Genomic DNA, 21,141 nt, shown 5'->3' on the forward strand with positions numbered 1-21,141 from the left:
GACTTCAAAAGGTCCTTTCTTAAAAAATCAATCTATTAAATCTTAACAGCCAAACGGGCTTTGGCAACAGTCTGATAAGGAATGGTTACTTCTTTTTTACGGGTCTTGTCCATGTATTCTAGAACCAAATCAGTCCCATCAAAAGACAAGAGGGTCCCCTCAAAAACTTTTACCTTGTCAATAGCCTGATAGAGCTTGACATTGATGTATTTTCCAACCGCCTGCTCAACAGCTGCCGCCGTTTTCAAAGGACGCTCCAAACCAGGACTAGTCACTTCCAACATGTATTGGTCTGGAAATGGGTCTGGATTAATCCCATCCAGGAGCGGGCTGATGACCTCTGATAAGTCTGCCGTATCTTGCAGGGAAATGCCACCCTCCTTATCCACAAAAATGGACAGGACATACTCTCCACCCATCTTGCCATATTCCACATCCACCAGCTCATAAGGGGGCTGGATGGAAGGAGCAATCGCCTCTGTGACTAAATCAACAACCGATGACATAGACACCTCCTTCGTTATATTAAGGTACAGGTAAAGGGTTGACTTGCGCCAACCCCCTTTACTTCTTATTTACTCCTATCATTCTAGCACATGCCAGAGAAAATAGCAAGAAAAACGATGCGAAAAGGCAGCCTGTACGAACTGCCTCCTCTTTGATTGTTTAAAACTGTGCTTCTACGCGGTAGATAACTTGTCCTTTGTTCGAGAATTTCTCTTCATACTCGGTCATGACATTGCCTTCTAAACCATCCGCATGGAGGTCCAACCAGACCTGTTTGAGTGTCATGCCATATTGAGAAAAACTGGCCAAGCTATATTCAAATAAACCACGGTTGTCCGTTTTAAAATGAATCTCTCCCTCTTCAGGCAGTATTTCCTTATAGGTATCTAAGAAGGACTTGTAGGTCAAGCGACGTTTTTCATGACGTTTTTTAGGCCATGGATCTGAGAAATTCAGATACAATTGGTCAATTTCTGCTGGTGCAAAATAGTTAGTCAAACTAGATCCATCTACCTGGAGTAATTTAATATTGGGCAAACCAGCCTCAATAACACGGTCCAAGGCGTAGCTCAAGACCGTCATCTGAATGTCAATCCCAATATAGTTGATATCCGGATTTTGAGCGGCCATGCCTGTTACGAAACGCCCTTTCCCTGAACCAACCTCAATGTGGATAGGGTTGCTGTTTCCAAAAATTTTAGCCCACTTCCCCTTGCACTCTTCCGGATTGGAGATAACATACTGGGGATTATTGGCTAGGAGCTCACTAGCACCTTTACGATTTCTTACTCTCATTGATACTTATAAAAATTCTGTCTAAATAACCGCAGGGCATAGATTTCTAGATTCGCCGCCTCGGTATTGTTACTTTCAAGTTGTTTAGAAATTTGGTTAAGGAAGCCTAGTTGGCCATACCAATAAATCTTACTGATAACCGTACTGTTGTACTTGTAGCCATAGCCCTTGAGCCACTCTTCCCATTCCTGTCTAGGAATGTAATGGGTCAATATAAAGGCGACATCTAACATCCGATCGGTCACACAGGCTGTTTCCCAGTCCGTCAAATAAATCAGTCCACTTGTCGTCTCCACCCAGTTTTTATGGTGGAGATCCCCATGGACAAAGGTTGCCAAATCCTGTCTGAAACGCGGTGTGGTCTGCAACAATTCTCTGCAGATAGATTGCAGGTAGGAATTACCAGCTAATTGCTTGGGCGCTTCTTTTTGCCACTTCTTCACCAACTCCGCTGGCTCCAAATAGGTATAACTTAGTTGGAGAGCCTGATTGAGCAGAATGCGTGAAAAGTGCATTCTGACCAAAATTTGCTGAACCTGTTTCCCAGACATATCGTGACGATTAAGAGTCCGACCATTCAACCATTCCTGAACAGCTCGGTCTCCCACACCCAAATCCCTATCGCTACTTAAGATGGGCGGAGTGATTTGTTCCCGAGCCAGAGCATTGACAATCGGTGGCATTTCATACTTGACAAAAACAGGCGTACCATCTGGTCGCAAGCCTTTGTATGCTTTTCCGCTGTTTCCTGCAATAGACTGCAACTGTAGCCCGCTGGTATCAATCTGCATGCCATTCCTCCTTTAAAAATTCCTTACTATTTTACTAGTTTTAGGCCATTTAGTCAATCAATTTTTTCGCTTTACTATCCAGGTAGAACTGATTTAAAAGAATTCCGATTCCAATAAAGACCAGCAAATATTGCTTTTCCTCCAGCAGCAATAGGCCTAGCACAGACTGCAAAATCAAGGAAAGATACAAAATCTGTCGCAGGACTCGTTTAAAGCTAATCAGTCGTTTGTCTGGACCGACTGGCAAAAGCTCGGCCATCAGTTGATAATCATAGGCGTGATAGAGCGGGAGCAATTGGAACAAGAGCAAATAATGAAATAAACTGGCTAATCCTACTGAGAGCCAGGATTCCCTCACCGTAACAAAAAATACAATGGATAAGATTACCAGTCTAAGAGCCAGTGAAAGGTAGTCCCCACTGCGCAAAAAGGCCCTCATGAAGAGATAGTCCCAGGTAAAGCCAGTTTCTTTTTTGATATGACCCAGTAGCCCATCCAAATAGGAACGACGTTTGACAAAGCTAGTCAGCCCCTTAACATTGGTAAAGAGGGAGAAAAATTTCAATATCGACGTTTTTCTCTTGCTCTCATATTGAAGAGCCCGGACCCAGTCCACCCTTTCTTCTTCCATAAAGGTCAGGAGTTTCCATCGAAAATAGAAATATTTGGCAATGGTTAGCATGAAAATCAATGGAATAAAAAGTAGAATAGGAAGTTTTAATTTGAGGTAGAGCGGGAGTAGAATCAATTGACCAACAAGTTGGAGGCTAGCCCATACCAAAAAGGCCCTGCGATTGGCAGCAAAGAAGATTTCAGGCATTTCAGCTTCTTTTGATAGCAGGAATATCTTATCAGCCTCCTCTACATAGGTGGCAACATTGCCTGCCAAGAATAGCAGCAAGCTGACCAGGGCCAAAATAACGTACAGCAACCAGGGCTGACTGGGCAGGTTTTCTAGCAACTGCCGATACTGTAACGCCAGAAAGCCAAAAAGTACCAAAACAACCAAAACAAAGTGGTCATTCAGTACATAACGAAGATAGCTTGCACACTGCCTTAAAAATAGATTTTTTCGTTGACCAAAGAGCGTCTTCATCCCTGCCCTCCTTCTTGGGTCAAACTAAGATAAATCTCGTTAAGGCTAGCATCCTGCATGGCAAATTCCTGGCGTAGGTCAGTCAGATTGCCCGTAGCCTTGACCCGACCCTTATGTAGGATAACGAACCGATCACACATTTTTTCAGCGGAATCGAGAACATGGGTGGACATCAAAATGGAGCTTCCCTGAGCCTTTGCTTGATTGAGCAAGTTAATTAAATCCGCAATCGCAATCGGATCCAGACCCAAGAAAGGTTCATCGACAATCAGCAAACTCGGCTCAACCATGAGGGCGCAAATAATCATGACCTTTTGTTTCATGCCTTTTGAAAAATTCACAGGGAACCAGTCCAAACGGTCTTCCAGCCTAAAAATAGCCAATAGTTCTTGAACACGCGCCCAGGCGGATTCAGCTTCCAAATCATAGGCCATCATCACTAACTCGATATGCTCTTTCAGGGTCAGTTCCTCATAGAGACTAGGCGTTTCAGGTATAAAACCAATTTTTTTTCGATAGGTAGCCATGTCTTCATTGATCCCCTGCCCATCAATTAGAATTTCTCCCTTGTATGGGCTTAGGAGACCGATGATTTCTTTAATAGTAGTCGATTTCCCGGCACCATTCAAGCCAATCAAGCCGACTAGCTCCCCATCCTTCACCTTAAAATCTACATCATGTAAAACAGGAATATTGGCATAGCCACCTGTTATATTTTTTACTTCTAACATACATTTCGTCCTATTATTTGATATAATTATTATACCAAAAATCCTAGAAAGAGGTTGTATTATGTCAGATTGTATTTTTTGTAAAATTGTCTCAGGAGAAATCCCTTCTTCCAAGGTCTATGAAGACCAACATATTCTTGCCTTTTTGGACATTACCCAGGTAACTAAAGGCCATACCTTGGTCATCCCTAAAAAACATTTTCGTAATGTCTTAGACTTGGACCAGGAAACAGCCAGCCAACTATTTTCAGCCATTCCAGCTATCGCTAGCCACTTGAAAGACAAACTGGGAGCAAGCGGACTCAATATTATCAATAATAATGAGGAAGTTGCTGGTCAAACGGTCTTTCATACCCATATCCACCTACTGCCTCGATTTGAGGGACAAGATGGCCTGGATATCCGATTTGCAACAAATGAACCTGATTTCCCAGCCCTAGCCCAACTAGCCCAAGACCTCTACATAGGAGAATAATCATGAAACTTCGCCACCTACTGCTAGCCGTCGGAGCTGCTCATTTGGCCTACCAGGCTGTAAAACACCGCAAGGAAATCGCTGCAGAGGCTAAAGAAACCAAAGAACTGGTCCAACGTATCCAGGCAGATAAGCAGAAAATAACAGACCAGTTAGCCCTGCTCAATTCATTCAAGGCGCCTGTCCAGGAGCTCAGCAAGGATTTACAGTACCAACTAAAGGTTTACCAGCAGAGTATCGCAGGCAACCTGACTGAAATCCAAAAATTTACTGATAAATACAAATAAATACAAAACAGAAGATTCTCAACATTGGGAGCGGGAATGAACTCGTCAAAGCTAAGAAGAGTTCGTCAACAAGTCTCTATTTCTTGTTGTTGACCTAAAACGGTCTATCCCCAGACCGCCTCGCATTCCTATTTCTTGGCTCGGGCTTAAAACCTCCACAGGAACCTTTAACTCCACCCCGCATAGCTTCAAAGGTTCGGGGAACCTTTGAAGGTTGGAAATTGAGCGAACTCTGTTCGTATCAAAAAATAGTCTGGGGTGAGACTGTTGGAGGCCAATCAACCACTGCGCTGATATGTTGACACGAACTAAAGAAAGAAGCCTAGACTTTTGAACTGCACCCCAAAAGTTAGACACAAAATCTAACGATTGGGGTGTTTTTCTTATGAAATTAAGTTATGAAGATAAACTAGAAATATATGAGCTTAGAAAGAGTGGCGTGTCGTGGGTCAACCTTAGCCAGATATACAAAGTCACTATTGCCAATCTCACATACATGATAAAACTCATGGATCGATATGGCGTGGAAATCGTTGAAAAAGGTAAAAATAGGTACTATTCACCTGAATTAAAGCAAGAAATAATGGATAAGGTCTTGATTCATGGGTGTTCTCAACTCTCGGTTTCCCTTGATCATGCCTTGCCAAATCGAGGAATGCTTCCCAATTGGATAGCACAATACAAGAAAAACGGGTATACTATTCTTGAAAAACCAAGAAGGAGACCGAGCAAGATGGGACGTAAACGCAAGAAAACCTGGGAAGAGATGACGGAATTAGAGCGCCTTCAAGAGGAAAATGAACGTCTTCGAACTGAGGTGGCCTTCCTAAAAAAGTTGAGAGAACTTCGCTTGAGGGACGAAGCACTAGTGCGCGAACAGCAGAAACAATTAGAGATATGGTCCAAGGAGGATTCCGACTAGACCTCCTACTTGCGACAGCTAAAATGCCTCGCTCAACTTATTATTATCAAGTCAAGCAACTGGATAAACCCGAAAAGAACAAAGCAATTAAGGCTGAAATTCAAGCCATTTATGATGACCATAAAGGTAATTACGGCTATCGTCGGATTTATTTAGAACTCAGAAATCGAGGTTTCTTCATCAACCACAAAAAGGTGCAGCGCTTGATGACAGTAATGGGCTTAGCGGCTCGTATTCGTCGTAAGCGCAAGTATGCTTCTTACAAAGGTGAGGTGGGTAAGAAGGCTGATAATCTGATTAAACGTCAGTTTGAGGGATCTAAGCCTTATGAGGTTCTGTTGCAAAGTTTAAAAATCAAATACAAGGTTTATAATCCTTCTTGTTCTTAAGCTAATATTCCCATTAAGACCTTAATCTCAGTAGATACCGAAAATCCGAAGAGCGTTCCATTTCTTCGGTTCTTTTTGTATATTCCTCGAATTGTTTCCATGCCCTTAATCGTGGTTGAGGCAGTTCGTAGACTTCGATAAAATTTATTGCGTCGTTTGATTGGTCGATGGTCTTGCTCAATGAGGTTATTGAGATACTTCACGGTTCGATGCTCTGTCTTAGTATATAAACCGTTACTCTGTAACTTTCTAAATGCAGAACCAATAGAGGGCGCTTTATCCGTGACAATTACTCTTGGTTGACCAAACTGTTTATGGAGTCGTTTCAAGAACGCATAAGCAGCTTGAGTATTCCGTTTCTTGCGTAGCCAGATGTCTAAAGTCAATCCATCCGCATCAATTGCACGATAGAGATAATGCCAACGACCTTTGATTTTGATATAAGTTTCATCCATTTTCCACGAATAGAAGGACTGTCTATTTTTCTTTTTCCAGAGATGATAGAGGACTTTACTGTATTCTTGTACCCAACGATAAATAGTTGTGTGACAAACGTTAATCCCACGATCATAAAGGAGTTCTTGAATTTCACGATAGCTTAGATTGTAACGTAGATAATAACCAACAGCGACAATAATCACATCTTTTTGAAATTGTTTACCTTTAAAATAGTTCATTGATATATCCTCGCTGTCATTTTTATTCATTTTACACTAAAATAGACTTATCAGAAAACTTTGCAACAGAACCTGACGGAGTTTGCTTTGCCTGAAGGGAAACTCTACTTATCGCCTGTTCTTGACGGCTATAATAGTGAGATTATTGATTTTACCCTGTCTCGGTCACCTGACTTGAAACAGGTTCAAACCATGCTTGCGAAGGCTTTTCCAGCAGATTTATACAGTGGGACTATTCTCCACAGCGATCAAGGTTGGCAATACCAGCACCAGTCTTACCATTACTTTTTGGAAACCAAAGGCATTCGTCCGTCCATGTCCCGAAAAGGGAATAGCCCAGATAATGGGATGATGGAGTCTTTCTTTGGCGTCTTGAAAACAGAAATGTTTTACGGATTTGAAAAGAGTTTCAAGTCTCTGGATCAACTGGAGAAAGCTATCACTGATTATATTTATTACTACAACAACAAACGAATCAAAGCAAAATTAAAAGGACTTAGTCCTGTCCAATACAGAACTAAATCCTTTCAATAATTATTTGTCCAACTTTTTGGGGTCAGTACATTTTTGCCTAGGCTTCTTTCTATGTACAAACTCGAGATTGTCTATCACTGGCCACCTTCTGCTGAGCTAGAAGAGGTTTCGACCTGACTGGACTCCGAATCTCTTGACTTAGAGGTCTCTGTTTGGCTATAGTCAATATCGTAGGTTGGCGCTGTTTCCGGTTCGTAGGTTTCACCGTTGGCTTCAACTTCGATATCATTAGTATAGGCATTGATGACCTCGATTGGACTGGATTGTCCAAAGAGATATTCCAAAACCTTGATGTTGGTCTTGATTTTAGAAACTTTTGGTAAGCCCAAGGATTCCTTGAGGACATTTTGCATTTCCAAAACATGGGCCGCCGTCGGTATCTGGTAAGACAACTCGTCAATTGTGTGACCTTCACCACCCAATTGGTAGGATTCAACCTGGTTCAGAGCATCCTTATAGCCCAGAAGACTAGGAATGGTTGAATTTGAAATCACAATATCTGTCCGCATGTGCTTAGCGACAGCTTTCAAAATCTTTTTATACTGCGTAAATCCATCCAATTGCAAGAGCTTGGTCACCAGGGCCTGGATAACCTCGCGCTGCCGCTTCTGCCGACCAATATCTCCCTCCGGATCATCGTAACGCATCCGGGCATAGACCAAGGCCTGGTCTCCATTGACCAATTGCTCCCCAGGTGGAACGACAGCTGTGTAGGCAGGTTCATACTCATCGATAGTAATCGGGAAGCCCAAGGTATTGTTGACCTTGATACCACCAATGGCATCAACCAGCTCCACCAGGCCATCCATATTGATTTCGACATAGCGATTGATGGTAATATCCATCATCTTCTCAATGGTCGCAATGGACATGGCCGCTTGACCATAGGCATAGGAGTGATTCAACTTCTCAATCTTATCACTAGAACGACCATTCTTATTGGCTATCTCTACCATGATGTCACGCGTCAAGCTCATCATGGTCGTTTTCTTAGTTAGAGGATTGACCGTCACCAAAATCATGGAGTCACTCCGCCCTTCTTCCCAGTCCAGACCCCGAGTTGCCTGGTCGGTATCCACCCCCATCAAAAGAATGGTCAAGGGCTCAGTAGCCTCGATAATCCCTTCATCTTCTCGGTTACCGATAGAGCGAAAAGTCTTTGCAATCTCCCCGGTCGAGTAATTCAAAAAAGTCGCGGTATAGATTGCTCCTGCCCCGATTGTCAACGCTAGGATGGACAAGAACATCAATAAAATTTTAGTTCCTATTTTCATTATTCACCTATTAACTTGGCCATAGAATACAAATCTAGCCAATCTCCCTCATCTGTTCTAGCTCCCCTTGCCAGAGTCCCTTCAATCTTGAAGCCCAATTTTTCATACAAAGCCACTGCTCTTTGGTTGCGGACCTGAACCGTCAATTCTAAACGCTTGAGCAAATCCATTTCCTCAGCCCAATGAATCACTTCCTCCAGCAAGATGGAACCCAGTCCCTGTCCCCAGTAGGCTTTTTTAACCGCAATAAAAATAGTTCCGATATGGCTAATACGAAACTGACTGGAGGACTTGACCGACACTACTCCGATGACTTCATCGTCTAACTTGGCCAGCAACTGCAGCTCCCGAGGATTTTCTATGCAAGCCGTAAAAATATCTTCGATATCTTGGACACCAAGCCTAAACCCCGTCTCATCCATGACAAGAAAATCGGTTTCACCTGCGACCTGGTTCATAAAGTCAATAAAGGATTGGGCATCAGCTGGTTCTGCTTCCTGAAAATAAATTTCCTTCTCAACAATCATCTAACAACTCTTTCAATTGGGCACTACGCGGTCCTGACGCATTAAACTCCAACCTCCGACCGTCCTTTTCGATGGCAATACGAACTGTCAAGACATCGTCCAAGAGGTCGGCATCTAACAACTCTCCCCATTCAATCACGGTCACCCCATCGCCATACAAAAAATCATCTAGGTCAATGGAATCCGGATCATCACCAATCCGATAGACATCTAAATGATAGAGTGGCAGACGACCCTCATACTCTCTTACAATGGTATAGGTTGGGCTTTTTATCATTTGCTCAATATTCAGTCCTAGGGCAATTCCCTTGGTCAAGGTCGTTTTCCCAGCACCTAGCTGACCTGATAAAACAAGGACATCCCCTGCCCTAAGCAATTCTCCTAGTTTTCTTCCAATAGCTTGTAATTCTTGTTCATTTTGACTATACATATCTAGCATTATAGCATAGCTTCCCCTAGTTTGTCATGGTCCTACCCAACAAAAAAACTGGGTCTCCCCAGTTTCAAAGTTGCTTTAGATAATCGCTAAGATAATGAAGTTCAAGATAAAGAGTGCTGTTGAACCCCAGAGGATTGGGTGAATCTCATTTGCCTTACCAGTCGAAACTTTTACCAAGCAATAGAAGATAAAGGCTGCCGCAATACCGTAAGAGATAGAGAAGCAAAGGGCCATGAAGAAGGCAGCGAAGAAAGCAGGAAGCGCATCTTCAAAGTTTTGCCAATCCACATCAAGGAAGCTGGATACCATCATCACACCGACGATAATCAAAGCTGGTGAAGTTGCCGCTGCTGGCACGATACCAACGAATGGCAAAATGAGGATAGATAATAGGAAGAGAACTGCAGTTGTCACAGCTGTCAAACCAGTACGTCCGCCTGCAGAAATACCAGCCGCAGACTCCACGTAAGTTGTCGTATTTGACGTACCAAAAATCGCACCAATTGACGTACCGATAGCATCTGCAAAGAGAGCACGGTCCATTTTAGAGTTAAAGCCTGTACTATTTTCAAGCGCCTTCTCATCTTCCTCAGAGAAGATGCCTGTCTTACGGCCAGTACCGATGAAGGTTCCCAAGGTATCAAAAGTATCTGACAAGCTAAAGGCAAAAATGGTCATCAATACTAGTGGCAAACGGCTAGAGTCCGCAAAGAGTGAAGCCATGCCATCAAAGGCTGCTAGGAAGGTTGTACCAAGCTCAGCAAAGGCAGAACCAATATTATTGTTGGCAAAATCAATAGCAGAAATATCAACCACACCAGCTGGAATCCCCGCAAGAGTCGTAGCAATGATACCAATCAAAATCGCACCACGAACATTTTTAATGACCAAGACAGCAGTCAAGAGAAGACCAAAAACAGTCAAGAGAACGCTTGGATCTGTAAAGGTTGAGATGGCTGGAACAACGCCACCACCTGCAAACACGGAGAAGACACCGTTTGAGAAGGTTTCAGCTGTCGCATCAGCAGGAGCAACGCCATTAACTGTGATGATATCCGAAGCTGACGTCAGGAAGGTAATTAGGTTTGAATTTTTGAAGCCAAGGTAGGCTACGAAAACCCCGATACCACCACCGATAGCATGCTGCAAGCTAACTGGAATAGCCTTGATGATGCTCTTACGAACCTTGGTCACTGTGATAAAGACGTTGAAGAGACCGCAAAGGAATACCATTGCCAAAGCTTCCTGCCAGGTGAAACCAAGTCCAATAACAACAGTATAAGTAAAGAAGGCGTTGAGACCCATACCTGGCGCCAAGGCATAAGGTACATTGGCAAAGAGACCCATAACCAAAGTTGACACCGCACTAGCGATAATGGTTGCCAAGAAAACTGCCTGAGAAGGCATACCTGCAACACTGAGGATGCTAGGGTTCACAAATAAGATATAAGACATAGCGAAGAATGTCGTAAGACCTGCCATGATTTCGGTTGAAACAGTCGTCCCATGATCTTTAAGTTTGAAAAATTTATCCATTTTTTCGTTTCTCTCCTTTTAATTTACGAACGATACTTGAATTATAAACAAAAAATATTCACAATTCAAGAATTTTAATGTTGAAAGCGTTATTTTTTGTAAAATCACAGTTATTCATTCGTAAATAACGAACATTCTAAGCGATATAAGCCTGTCTCGTCAAAAAGATAAGTATTTTTGCAAATAGTTCCTGATTCTGTTATACTGAACAGTACTTATTTTATGCTAGAAGGAAGTGACCGGTATGACCAAAAAAATCATCGCTCTGGACTTGGATGGAACGCTCTTAAACAAGGAAAGTCAGCTATCTGACTACACCATTGCGACCATCCAAAAAGTACGCCAAGCTGGCCATACCGTCATCATCGCAACAGGTCGCCCTTACCGTATGGCTGACCAATTTTACCATCAGCTCAAGCTGGATACACCCATGATTAACTTCAATGGTTCCCTCATCCATATTCCGGAGAAAAAATGGGCTTGGGAAAAGAATATTCTGATTGATAAAAAATACCTATTGGAATTTTTAAAGGAAGAGTCTACCTTTGAGGCGGACTTCATCGCAGGCGAATACAAGAATAAATTCTTTATTACCCAGGATCATCTGGACAAGATTGACCCAGCTTTAATGGGAGTTGAGCAAATCACCCCTGAAACCCTGATTAGGCCAGAATTGATTACCAGCGACCCCCACTCTATCCTCATGCAGACCAGAGCAGCTGACAAGTATCAACTAGCCAAGGAAATGAAAGCCCATTTCAATAACGAACTAGAAATCAATACCTGGGGCGGTCCGCTCAATATCCTAGAAACCTGTGCCAAGGGAGTAAACAAGGCCACTGCCCTAACCTATCTGCTCGACCAGATGCAGGCCAGTCCAAAAGATTTGGTTGCCTTTGGTGATGAACACAATGACATAGAGATGCTGGAGTTAGCCGGAACAGCCTACGCCATGAAAAATGCCAGCGACTCACTATGCCCCCATGCCGATCGATTGACCGAATTCGCTAATTTTGAAGACGGTGTTGCCAGAGAATTGGAAAAATTATTTTTATAAGGATAAAAAGGTTTGGAAAGTCTATATTTCTAATCCTTTTTCTTTTATTCCTTGTATGAAGCAAGTTTTATCAATTTTATATCATTATAATATGCAAGAAATAATGTGTAACTTTTCAGAAAGATTGCAAAAATTGTCACAAAATTGGTTGACAAAGTAATGAAAGCGATTTATAATAAGTAAGTTGGTTCTATGAAAGCCCTTTCCAATCGCTACCATAGAACAAGAAAAATTTTAGGGGGTACAATAATGAGTATTGGAATCATTATTGCAAGTCATGGCGAATTTGCCGCTGGCATTCATCAGTCTGGCTCCATGATCTTTGGCGAACAAGAAAAAGTACAAGTTGTTACTTTTATGCCAAGTGAAGGTCCAGATGATCTCTATGCCAAGCTCAATAACGCCCTTGACGCGTTTGACGCAGATGATGAAGTCTTGGTGCTGGCTGACCTTTGGAGTGGTTCGCCTTTTAACCAAGCGAGCCGCTTAGCTGGGGAACATCCAGAGCGCAAAGTAGCCATCATCACCGGTCTCAATTTGCCAATGCTGATTCAAGCCTACACAGAGCGTTTGATTAACGCTGGTGCAGGTGTTGAAGAAGTTGCCGCAAATATCATCAAGGAAGCCAAGGATGGCGTGAAAGTCCTCCCTGAGGAATTGCAACCTGCTGAAGTTGCACCTCTTACCGCTCCCGCTCCTGCTGCTCCTCAAGGTGCTATCCCACCAGGTACAGTTATCGGTGACGGCAAGTTGAAAATCAACCTGGCCCGTATCGATACCCGTCTCTTGCATGGACAAGTTGCTACTGCATGGACACCTGCTTCCAAAGCAGACCGTATTATCGTTGCGTCTGACACTGTTGCACAAGATGACCTTCGCAAACAATTGATCAAGCAAGCTGCACCAGGTAATGTCAAGGCCAACGTTGTGCCAATCAAGAAATTGATTGAGGCTGCAAAAGATCCTCGCTTCGGTAACACACATGCCTTGATTCTCTTTGAAACACCACAAGAAGCTCTTGAAGCTATCGAAGGTGGTGTGGAAATCAAGGAACTCAACGTCGGTTCTATGGCTCACTCAACTGGGAAAACCATGGTCAATAACGTATTGTCAATGGACAAGGACGATGTTGCAACATTCGAACGTTTGCGTGACTTGGGTGTTGCATTCGACGTACGTAAAGTTCCAAATGATTCTAAGAAAGACTTGTTTGAGTTGATTAAGAAAGCCAACGTCAAATAAGCATCAATTGATACGAACTGTCTCTGTCCCCACAGGGTAACAGGGATCTAACATGAAAGGATTATGATTAATTATGGATATTTCATTGATTTCTATGATTTTGGTCGTTTTCGTTGCCTTCCTTGCTGGTCTTGAAGGTATCCTTGACCAATTCCAATTCCACCAACCACTGATGGCTTGTACCCTCATCGGTCTTGTAACTGGCCATCTTGAAGCAGGTATTATCCTTGGTGGTACTCTTCAAATGTTGGCTCTTGGTTGGGCAAACATCGGTGCTGCCGTAGCTCCAGACGCAGCCTTGGCCTCTGTTGCGGCTGCCATCATCATGGTTAAAGGTGGCGATTTCACGATGAAAGGGATCACCTTCGCTTACTCATCAGCTATTCCACTTGCGGTGGCTGGTCTCTTCTTGACAATGATTGTACGCACCTTGTCAACTGCCCTTGTTCACGCTGGTGACAAAGCAGCTAAAGAAGGTGATTTCGCTGCAATAGAACGTTACCACTTGATTGCCCTTGCCATGCAAGGTTTGCGTATTGCTATTCCTGCTGGTCTCCTTCTTGCTATCCCATCTGAAGCTGTTCAAGGTATACTTGAAAAAATGCCTGAATGGCTCAGCGGTGGTATGCAAGTCGGTGGTGCGATGGTCGTTGCTGTAGGTTACGCAATGGTTATCAACATGATGGCAACTCGTGAAGTATGGCCATTCTTTGCCCTCGGTTTTGCTCTGGCTGCTATTTCTGAACTAACACTTATTGCCATGGGGGTTATTGGTGTAGCTATCGCCTTTATCTACCTCAACCTTTCTAAAAAAGGTGGAAATGGTGGCACTGTGGCTGCATCAGGTGACCCAATCGGTGATATTTTAGAAGACTATTAGAGAGGGGTAGGACAAATGACTGAACAATTAAAATTAACAAAATCTGACCGTCAAAAAGTTTGGTGGCGTTCAACCTTCCTTCAAGGTTCTTGGAACTACGAACGGATGCAAAACATGGGTTGGGCATACTCACTTATCCCAGCTTTGAAAAAACTCTACACAACAAAAGAAGACCGTGCCGCTGCTCTTGAGCGCCACATGGAATTCTTCAACACACACCCATACGTTGCTGCTCCAATCATCGGTGTAACCCTTGCCCTTGAAGAAGAAAAAGCAAACGGTACTGAAATCGACAACACTGCTATCCAAGGTGTGAAAATCGGTATGATGGGACCTCTTGCCGGTATCGGTGACCCCGTTTTCTGGTTTACAGTGCGCCCTATCCTTGGTGCCCTTGGTGCATCACTTGCCCAATCCGGTGACATAACGGGCCCATTCCTCTTCTTCGTATTGTGGAATGCTATCCGTATGAGCTTCCTCTGGTACACACAAGAATTTGGTTACAAATCTGGTAAAGAAATTACTAAAGACTTATCAGGCGGTATCCTTCAAGACATCACAAAAGGTGCTTCTATCCTTGGTATGTTCATCTTGGCTGTCTTGGTTCAACGTTGGGTATCCATCAACTTCACCATCGACTTGCCATCGACAAAATTGTCAGAAGGTGCTTACATTGTATTCCCTGAAGGCAATGTAGCAGGCCCTGAATTGCAAGGCATCTTGGGACAAGCCTTAGGTGGACTGAGCTTAACTGCTGAAAAAACCAACACCCTTCAAGCTCAGTTGAACTCACTCATTCCTGGCTTGGCTGGCTTGCTCTTGACCTTCCTCTGCATGTGGTTGCTCAAGAAAAAAGTTTCTCCAATCACCATCATCGTGGCACTCTTCGCTGTTGGTATCCTAGCTCGTTTGGCTGGTATCATGTAATGAAATGTAACCCCGCAATCGCGGGGTTTTTGATATAATAGGTAGGAAAGCGAGGTAGCTATGGCACAATCCTTAAACAAATCAGTCGAATTTTCGACAACAGGCGTTTCCTATTTGAACATTGCCGGTGGAACAGTGGGAAAATTTCTCCTCGGTGATCAGGCGATTGAATTTTATTCCGATAGAAACGTTGAAGATTATATTCAAATTCCTTGGAAAAACATTGAAACCATTGGAGCTAACGTATCCGGCAAGAAAATCAGCCGTCATTTTGAAATTTATACAGACAGTGGCAAATTTCTTTTCGCCTCTAAGGATTCTGGAAAGATTTTAAAAATTGCTCGTGACCATATTGGCAACGAAAAAGTTGTGAAATTACCAACTCTTCTACAGACAATTGGTCAAAAATTTTCAAATTTATTTGCCAAAAAATAAAAAATCAAGTATAATAAACCAAACGGATAAGTAATATCGGGCGTTTTTCAGAAAGTCTGCGGTCGCTGTGAGCAGATAAACAAGGGATATGAAATTCTACCGTTGGCTAAAAATGACATACTTAAAGTGCACAGAATGTGAAGCTGGATGGAACCGCGGTAAATATCGCTCCAGCATCTCTCATTCTGTGTTTTTTTATTCTAAAGGAGACATCTATGCTAGATATCAAACGTATTCGTACAGATTTTGAGGGAGTGGCTGCTAAACTTGCTACTCGTGGTGTGGCTGCTGAAACCTTGGCAAACATCAAGGAATTGGATGCAAAACGCCGTGAAATCTTGGTCACTGTAGAGGAATTAAAAGCAGAACGGAACACTGTTTCTGCCGAAATTGCTCAAGCAAAACGCAACAAAGAGAACGCCGATGACAAGATTGCTGCCATGCAGAAACTGTCTGCGGACGTGAAAAACTTAGACGCTCAGCTTTTGGAAATCGATGAAGAATTGAACGCTATTCTCACCGTTCTCCCAAATACGCCGCACGATTCTGTCCCTGTTGGTGCAGACGAAGAAGAAAACGTGGAAGTTCGCCGTTGGGGAACACCTCGTGAATTCACTTTCGAGCCAAAAGCTCACTGGGATTTGGGCGAAGACCTGGATATTTTGGACTGGGAACGTGGGGCAAAAGTAACCGGTGCCCGCTTCCTCTTCTACAAGAACTTGGGTGCCCGCTTAGAACGTGCCCTCTACAACTTCATGTTGGACGAGCATATCGCAGAAGGCTACCAGGAAATCATCACGCCTTACATGGTCAACCACGACTCTATGTTTGGTACTGGTCAGTATCCAAAATTCAAGGAAGATACTTTCGAGTTGGCGGATACCAACTTCGTCCTTATTCCAACTGCGGAAGTGCCATTGACCAACTACTACCGCAACGAGATTTTGGAAGAAAAAGATCTACCTATTTACTTCACTGCTATGAGTCCTTCTTTCCGTTCTGAAGCTGGTTCTGCTGGTCGTGACACCCGTGGTCTGATCCGCCTTCACCAATTCCACAAGGTTGAAATGGTCAAATTTGCCACACCAGAGCAATCTTATGATGAATTGGAAAAAATGACAGCAAACGCAGAGAATATTCTCCAAAAACTAGGCTTGCCTTACCGCGTTTTGGCCCTCTGTACAGGAGATATGGGCTTCTCAGCTGCTAAGACCTATGACTTGGAAGTCTGGATTCCTGCCCAAAATGCCTACCGTGAAATCTCTAGCTGTTCAAATACCGAGGATTTCCAAGCCCGCCGTGCCCAAATCCGCTACCGCGATGCTGCTGACGGCAAGGTTAAATTGCTCCACACCCTTAACGGTTCAGGTCTAGCTGTTGGTCGTACAGTGGCTGCCATCCTTGAAAACTATCAAAATGAAGACGGTTCTGTCACTATTCCAGAAGTTCTCCGTCCATACATGGGTGGGGTAGAAGTGATTAAACCTTAGGAGTAAGGAAGATGAGTAAGAAATGGTATAAGGACAAAAGTCGTGGTGAACTGGCTGGCGTCATCGCAGGTCTTTATGACTACTTTGACCTATATGAGAACTACGGTTGGAAATTAGAGAACGTTCGATTGGTAGTCATTATCTTGGCTATTGTCACCAACCTCCCCTTTCTAACTGCCTATATCATTCTGGCCATACTTTTACCAGACAAGTCTGAACTCAACTAAAGCATAGCAAAAGACGACTCCTTCTAGGAGTCGCTTTTTTATAGATAATAGAAAATAGTGGCAATCAGATTGTTTACCAAGTGCACTGCAATCGGGTAAATCAAATAGCCTGTTTTATGATAGAGAGTTGACAAAATGATACCACTCCCCGCATAAATCAACCATGAACCGATGTCCGTTGGTCCATGAAGCAATCCAAAAAGGAGGCTTGAGGCAATGATTCCTAAAATGGCATGATGACCAAATAATTTTTTGAAAAAGTAGCCGCGTAGCATAACTTCCTCTCCAACGGCTGGTAAAAATGCCGTTGTTAAAATTGCCAACCAAAACGGAACTCCTTTCAAGGATTCCATAATCAGGGTCTCATTGACAGTTGTTTCTGCTCCTTGTAACTCTAGTAGAAACGAGCCAGCCATATCCGTCAACTGCATGATGGCAAAACTCAGAATGACGAGAGCCATTCCATCCCAAGAAAGAATCTTGGAATCCCAAACGGGTAAGCTATTTTTCTCAGCTCGCCACCAGAAGAACCCCACAATTCCCACTGTCACAAGCCCCGTTATCAGCAGAACAGGTTGCGACTTGGACTCTTCTAAAATCAAATCCGGGATGACGAAAATCATTAAAAAACCAAAAACTCTCAATAAAATCCATATCTTCCGACCAATCCACTCTAAACCTTGACTTAATTTTTCCATACTATTCTCCTTTTGCTCCCTGATTCTTGTCTCTATCTTCCCTTATTTTAAATAATAGAATGCCACTACTGACCAAGCATTATTGATAAAATGAACAGCGATAGGATAAATCAGATAATCCGTTTTATAGTAGAGGTAAGCCAGCAAGAAACCTGGGCTAGCATAAATAATCCATGAACCCAAATCTGTCGGTCCATGTAAGAAAGCAAAAATCAACCCAGAGACCAAAATTCCTAACATCTTATGCTTTTCAAAAAACTTTTTGAAAAGATAGCCTCTGACAATGATCTCCTCGGTAATGGCTGCCTGACAGGCTATTCTTACAAAGGCTAACCAAAATGGAATGTTTTCTAATAACTTTGTCAATTCAAGATCATTACTGGTTTCTTCAATCCCTTGAAGGTCCATGATAAACTGTCCGAGATACTTGAATAACTGGGCCACAATATAGGTTAAAAGAACAATACTCAGACCCTTCCAAGTTAAGATTTTTCTATCCCAAATGGTGAGTCCTTTCCTTTCTGCCAACCAACACATAAAGACCATAATTCCAATAGAAAATAGGCCTGCAGTCCATTGAGCGACTGGCGAGGTTGATTGTTCCAATATGGAAATTGGAATATGATCGAGTAGCAACAATAGAAAGGCCAGCAGTAAAATCCAGATTTTCCGACAAAGCCATTCTAACTTTTGACTGAATTGCTCCATACTTTTCTCTTTTTCCTCCGTTCTACTTTCTATCCTATTCAGTAACTATAAATAATAGAACGCCACCACCGCCCAGGCATTATTGATAAAATGCACTGCGATAGGATAAATCAGATAATCCGTTTTATAGTAGAGGTAAGCCAGCAAAAAACCTGGGCTAGCATAAATAATCCATGAACCCAAATCTGTTGGTCCATGCAGGAAAGCAAAAATCAAACCAGATACTACAATTCCCAGAATCTTGTGCTTTTCAAATAGCTTTTTGAACAGATAACCTCTGACAATGATCTCCTCGGTAATGGCTGCCTGACAGGCTATTCTTACAAAGGCTAACCAAAATGGAATGTTTTCTAATAACTTTGTCAATTCAAGCTCATTGCTGGTTTCTTCAATCCCCTGAAGTTCCATAATGTAATAACCAAGGTGTTTAAACAGCTGAGCTACCGCGAATGTTAAGACAACTAAACCAAGACCTTTCCAAGTTAAAACATTGCTATCCCAAATCTTGATACCATTCTTCTCAGCTCTCCAGTACATAAGGACAAGGATGCCAACGGACAACAAGGCTGCTCCCCACTGAGCCCATTGTGAAGTAGATAGGTCTAATATCGCATCTGGAAGAACAGCTAGCACCATGAAACCAAACACTCTCAGCAAAATCCAAAATTTTTGACCAAGCCATTTCAAACCTTTACTGAATGTTTCCATATCAATCTCCTTTTCTACTCCAGACCATCGAATACATCCAACCTATCATGGATTGTATAGAACATCTATGTATTATTCTAATAAAACAATTTTACAACAATACAATTCTCTTGTCAATAAGAACCTAAAAAAAGTACTAGGTCTTCCTAGTATTTTCTAAAGCGTTGATAGCGGTTTTCGAGTAACTCATCAAGTGGCAAGGCTTGTAATTGAGCCAACTGGCTGACCAGGTTTTCCTTGAGGTCAGCCAAGACTTCCTTAGTCGCTCTGCCATTTTCCAAAACAACCCGATCGACCACTTGGAGCTTCTCCAACTCGTAAGAAGTGATCTTCATGAGTTCTGCCGCTTCCATGGCCCGACTGCCGTCTTTCCAGAGGATAGAGGCGAAACCTTCAGGGCTGAGGACGGCGTACATGGAGTTTTCCAGCATCCAGACCTGATCTGCGACTGCTAGGGCAAGGGCTCCACCAGAACCTCCCTCGCCGATGATAATGGCGATAATAGGCACCTTGAGGTCGCTCATCTCCATGAGGTTGCGGGCAATGGCCTCGCCCTGTCCACGCTCCTCTGCACCGACGCCTGGATAAGCTCCTGCAGTATTAATAAATGTGACAACTGGGCGACCAAACTTCTCCGCCTGCTTCATGAGGCGAAGGGCCTTGCGGTAGCCTTCTGGGTGAGGCTGACCAAAGTTGCGTTTAAGGTTGTCCTGAAGATTCTTCCCTTTTTGGATACCGATAACTGTCACTGGCTGACCTGCTAGAAAGCCGATACCACCCACAACTGCTCCGTCATCGCGGAAATTCCGATCGCCGTGCAATTCGATAAAGTCATCAAAAATCTGTGTGGCATAGTCCAAGGTCGTCAGGCGAGCCTGGTCACGTGCCAAACGGATCATACGTGCTACATCACTGGTCATCTGACACCTCCATGCATTCTCAACAAGCGACTAATGGTCGTTGGCAAGTCCTGGCGTTTGACAATGGCATCGACAAAGCCGTGTTCTTGTAAAAATTCAGCCTTCTGGAAATCGTCTGGCAGATTTTCACGTACAGTTGATTCAATAACCCGTCGGCCTGCAAAGCCAACCAAAGTCTGTGGCTCAGCCAGGATAATATCGCCTTCCATAGCAAAACTAGCCGTCACACCTCCTGTTGTCGGGTCTGTCAAGACCGTCAGGTAAAAGAGGCCAGCATTGGAATGGCGTTTCACAGCTGCCGAAATCTTAGCCATTTGCATCAGGCTCATAATGCCTTCCTGCATCCGAGCACCGCCAGATGCGGTAAAAAGGACGACTGGCAGTTGCTCTTCAGTAGCCAGTTCAAAGAGGCGGGTGATTTTCTCACCGACCACCGTTCCCATTGAAGCCATGATAAAGTGCGAATCCATGATTCCCAAAGCAACTGGTTGTCCACCGATTGTCGCCTTTCCTGTCAAAACAGCCTCGTCCAAGCCTGTCTTTTGACGGGTGGCTGCCAGTTTTTCGAGATAATTAGGGAAGTCCAAGGGATTTTTGGTTTCAATCCCTGTAAACAATTCCTCGAACGAGCCTTTATCGACTGTCAATGCCAAGCGTTCCTGGGCTGTAATTCGAAAATTATAGGAGCAGTGTTGACAGGTTTTCTCTGGTCCCAGGTCTTTCTTATAAAGGATTTCCTTACAAGCTGGACATTTGGAAAAGAGTTCGTCTGGCACCTCTGGCTTTGCTTGAGGTGCTGACTCTATCCGCGAACGATTGGGGTTGATGCGGATATATTTGTCCTTTTTGCGAAACAAAGCCATAGCATT

Annotated in this window: 24 protein-coding genes and 2 pseudogenes; 11 read left to right on the forward strand and 15 right to left on the reverse strand. The window is 43.4% G+C overall.

Features of this window, described 5'->3' with window-relative positions; genetic code table 11:
* Positions 1 to 35: 35 nt before the first annotated feature.
* The 5 genes from rimP to ACHBGV_RS04130 form a co-directional block, all read right to left on the reverse strand.
* Entirely contained in the window at positions 36 to 506 is a 471-nt protein-coding gene (gene rimP / locus ACHBGV_RS04110) for a ribosome maturation factor RimP (RefSeq protein ID WP_172062314.1), read from the reverse strand.
* Positions 507 to 666: 160 nt separating this feature from the next.
* Positions 667 to 1,302, reverse strand: a complete 636-nt coding sequence (gene trmB / locus ACHBGV_RS04115) for a tRNA (guanosine(46)-N7)-methyltransferase TrmB (RefSeq protein WP_394735686.1) — start codon at positions 1,300 to 1,302, stop codon at positions 667 to 669.
* Positions 1,299 to 2,093: a phosphotransferase family protein gene (locus tag ACHBGV_RS04120; RefSeq protein ID WP_105111607.1), complete on the reverse strand. Its 795-nt coding sequence runs from the start codon at positions 2,091 to 2,093 to the stop codon at positions 1,299 to 1,301. Before ACHBGV_RS04120 ends, trmB begins: the two co-directional genes overlap by 4 nt.
* Positions 2,094 to 2,142: 49 nt before the next feature.
* Positions 2,143 to 3,189 (reverse strand): ABC transporter permease, encoded by a 1,047-nt coding sequence (locus tag ACHBGV_RS04125; RefSeq protein ID WP_394735687.1) that lies wholly within the window; start codon positions 3,187 to 3,189, stop codon positions 2,143 to 2,145.
* Complete coding sequence (locus ACHBGV_RS04130; protein ID WP_105137617.1) at positions 3,186 to 3,920, reverse strand: ABC transporter ATP-binding protein; 735 nt, start codon at positions 3,918 to 3,920, stop codon at positions 3,186 to 3,188. The genes ACHBGV_RS04125 and ACHBGV_RS04130 overlap by 4 nt, the downstream gene beginning before the upstream one ends.
* Positions 3,921 to 3,981: 61 nt before the next feature.
* Between ACHBGV_RS04130 and ACHBGV_RS04135 the strand changes: the two genes are divergently transcribed.
* The 3 genes and pseudogenes from ACHBGV_RS04135 to ACHBGV_RS04145 all read left to right on the forward strand — a co-directional run.
* Entirely contained in the window at positions 3,982 to 4,395 is a 414-nt protein-coding gene (locus ACHBGV_RS04135) for an HIT family protein (protein ID WP_105122956.1), read from the forward strand.
* Between the two features lie 2 nt (positions 4,396 to 4,397).
* Positions 4,398 to 4,682, forward strand: a complete 285-nt coding sequence (locus ACHBGV_RS04140; RefSeq protein WP_172079623.1) for a chemotaxis protein — start codon at positions 4,398 to 4,400, stop codon at positions 4,680 to 4,682.
* 385 nt (positions 4,683 to 5,067) lie between these two features.
* Positions 5,068 to 5,936: pseudogene (locus ACHBGV_RS04145) on the forward strand (IS3 family transposase); the annotation flags it as partial.
* Positions 5,937 to 5,989: 53 nt separating this feature from the next.
* Here ACHBGV_RS04145 and ACHBGV_RS04150 read toward each other — a convergent pair.
* Positions 5,990 to 6,670, reverse strand: coding sequence for an IS6-like element ISS1S family transposase (locus ACHBGV_RS04150; protein ID WP_015063485.1), 681 nt, complete (start codon positions 6,668 to 6,670; stop codon positions 5,990 to 5,992).
* Between the two features lie 69 nt (positions 6,671 to 6,739).
* On the opposite strand from ACHBGV_RS04150, the pseudogene ACHBGV_RS04155 reads away from it, so the two are divergent.
* Positions 6,740 to 7,204 (forward strand): annotated as a pseudogene (locus ACHBGV_RS04155) (IS3 family transposase); the annotation flags it as partial.
* Positions 7,205 to 7,278: 74 nt separating this feature from the next.
* On the opposite strand, the gene ACHBGV_RS04160 reads toward ACHBGV_RS04155, so the two are convergent.
* The 4 genes from ACHBGV_RS04160 to ACHBGV_RS04175 all read right to left on the reverse strand — a co-directional run bounded on the left by ACHBGV_RS04160 (position 7,279) and on the right by ACHBGV_RS04175 (position 10,980).
* Entirely contained in the window at positions 7,279 to 8,478 is a 1,200-nt protein-coding gene (locus ACHBGV_RS04160; protein ID WP_394735688.1) for an LCP family protein, read from the reverse strand.
* The gene (locus ACHBGV_RS04165) at positions 8,478 to 9,002 is read right to left on the reverse strand and encodes a GNAT family N-acetyltransferase (RefSeq protein WP_105111601.1); all 525 of its coding nucleotides are present in this window, start codon (positions 9,000 to 9,002) and stop codon (positions 8,478 to 8,480) included. The genes ACHBGV_RS04160 and ACHBGV_RS04165 overlap by 1 nt, the downstream gene beginning before the upstream one ends.
* Entirely contained in the window at positions 8,995 to 9,435 is a 441-nt protein-coding gene (gene tsaE, locus ACHBGV_RS04170; protein ID WP_105111600.1) for a tRNA (adenosine(37)-N6)-threonylcarbamoyltransferase complex ATPase subunit type 1 TsaE, read from the reverse strand. Before tsaE ends, ACHBGV_RS04165 begins: the two co-directional genes overlap by 8 nt.
* A gap of 84 nt (positions 9,436 to 9,519) precedes the next feature.
* The gene (locus ACHBGV_RS04175; RefSeq protein WP_257104848.1) at positions 9,520 to 10,980 is read right to left on the reverse strand and encodes an NCS2 family permease; all 1,461 of its coding nucleotides are present in this window, start codon (positions 10,978 to 10,980) and stop codon (positions 9,520 to 9,522) included.
* 244 nt (positions 10,981 to 11,224) lie between these two features.
* Here ACHBGV_RS04175 and ACHBGV_RS04180 point away from each other — a divergent pair, with 244 nt between their 5' ends.
* The 7 genes from ACHBGV_RS04180 to ACHBGV_RS04210 all read left to right on the forward strand — a co-directional run bounded on the left by ACHBGV_RS04180 (position 11,225) and on the right by ACHBGV_RS04210 (position 17,238).
* Complete coding sequence (locus ACHBGV_RS04180) at positions 11,225 to 12,037, forward strand: Cof-type HAD-IIB family hydrolase (RefSeq protein ID WP_105122952.1); 813 nt, start codon at positions 11,225 to 11,227, stop codon at positions 12,035 to 12,037.
* Between the two features lie 249 nt (positions 12,038 to 12,286).
* Positions 12,287 to 13,279 (forward strand): mannose/fructose/sorbose PTS transporter subunit IIA, encoded by a 993-nt coding sequence (locus ACHBGV_RS04185; RefSeq protein ID WP_257104850.1) that lies wholly within the window; start codon positions 12,287 to 12,289, stop codon positions 13,277 to 13,279.
* Positions 13,280 to 13,349: 70 nt separating this feature from the next.
* Entirely contained in the window at positions 13,350 to 14,159 is an 810-nt protein-coding gene (locus ACHBGV_RS04190) for a PTS mannose/fructose/sorbose transporter subunit IIC (RefSeq protein WP_394735698.1), read from the forward strand.
* Between the two features lie 15 nt (positions 14,160 to 14,174).
* Positions 14,175 to 15,086 (forward strand): PTS system mannose/fructose/sorbose family transporter subunit IID, encoded by a 912-nt coding sequence (locus ACHBGV_RS04195; RefSeq protein ID WP_394735689.1) that lies wholly within the window; start codon positions 14,175 to 14,177, stop codon positions 15,084 to 15,086.
* 60 nt (positions 15,087 to 15,146) lie between these two features.
* Complete coding sequence (locus ACHBGV_RS04200) at positions 15,147 to 15,521, forward strand: DUF956 family protein (RefSeq protein WP_394735690.1); 375 nt, start codon at positions 15,147 to 15,149, stop codon at positions 15,519 to 15,521.
* A gap of 215 nt (positions 15,522 to 15,736) precedes the next feature.
* Entirely contained in the window at positions 15,737 to 17,011 is a 1,275-nt protein-coding gene (gene serS / locus ACHBGV_RS04205; protein WP_394735691.1) for a serine--tRNA ligase, read from the forward strand.
* An 11-nt stretch (positions 17,012 to 17,022) separates the two neighbouring features.
* Positions 17,023 to 17,238: a PspC domain-containing protein gene (locus tag ACHBGV_RS04210; protein WP_105111588.1), complete on the forward strand. Its 216-nt coding sequence runs from the start codon at positions 17,023 to 17,025 to the stop codon at positions 17,236 to 17,238.
* A gap of 38 nt (positions 17,239 to 17,276) precedes the next feature.
* Here the strand turns inward: ACHBGV_RS04210 and ACHBGV_RS04215 are convergent, their stop codons facing one another.
* From ACHBGV_RS04215 to accD, 5 genes are all read right to left on the reverse strand, one after another.
* Complete coding sequence (locus tag ACHBGV_RS04215) at positions 17,277 to 17,936, reverse strand: CPBP family intramembrane glutamic endopeptidase (RefSeq protein WP_238146252.1); 660 nt, start codon at positions 17,934 to 17,936, stop codon at positions 17,277 to 17,279.
* 42 nt (positions 17,937 to 17,978) lie between these two features.
* Positions 17,979 to 18,644, reverse strand: a complete 666-nt coding sequence (locus tag ACHBGV_RS04220; protein ID WP_394735692.1) for a CPBP family intramembrane glutamic endopeptidase — start codon at positions 18,642 to 18,644, stop codon at positions 17,979 to 17,981.
* Positions 18,645 to 18,689: 45 nt separating this feature from the next.
* Positions 18,690 to 19,352: a CPBP family intramembrane glutamic endopeptidase gene (locus tag ACHBGV_RS04225; RefSeq protein WP_125266124.1), complete on the reverse strand. Its 663-nt coding sequence runs from the start codon at positions 19,350 to 19,352 to the stop codon at positions 18,690 to 18,692.
* 146 nt (positions 19,353 to 19,498) lie between these two features.
* A complete protein-coding gene (locus tag ACHBGV_RS04230; RefSeq protein WP_248027205.1) occupies positions 19,499 to 20,272 on the reverse strand; it encodes an acetyl-CoA carboxylase carboxyl transferase subunit alpha in 774 nt (257 codons plus the stop codon).
* A complete protein-coding gene (gene accD / locus ACHBGV_RS04235) occupies positions 20,269 to 21,135 on the reverse strand; it encodes an acetyl-CoA carboxylase, carboxyltransferase subunit beta (protein ID WP_394735693.1) in 867 nt (288 codons plus the stop codon). The genes ACHBGV_RS04230 and accD overlap by 4 nt, the downstream gene beginning before the upstream one ends.
* Positions 21,136 to 21,141: the final 6 nt, after the last annotated feature.

This window comes from Streptococcus sp. A34, assembly GCF_043674115.1.
GTDB classification, from domain to species: Bacteria; Bacillota; Bacilli; order Lactobacillales; family Streptococcaceae; genus Streptococcus; species Streptococcus suis_V.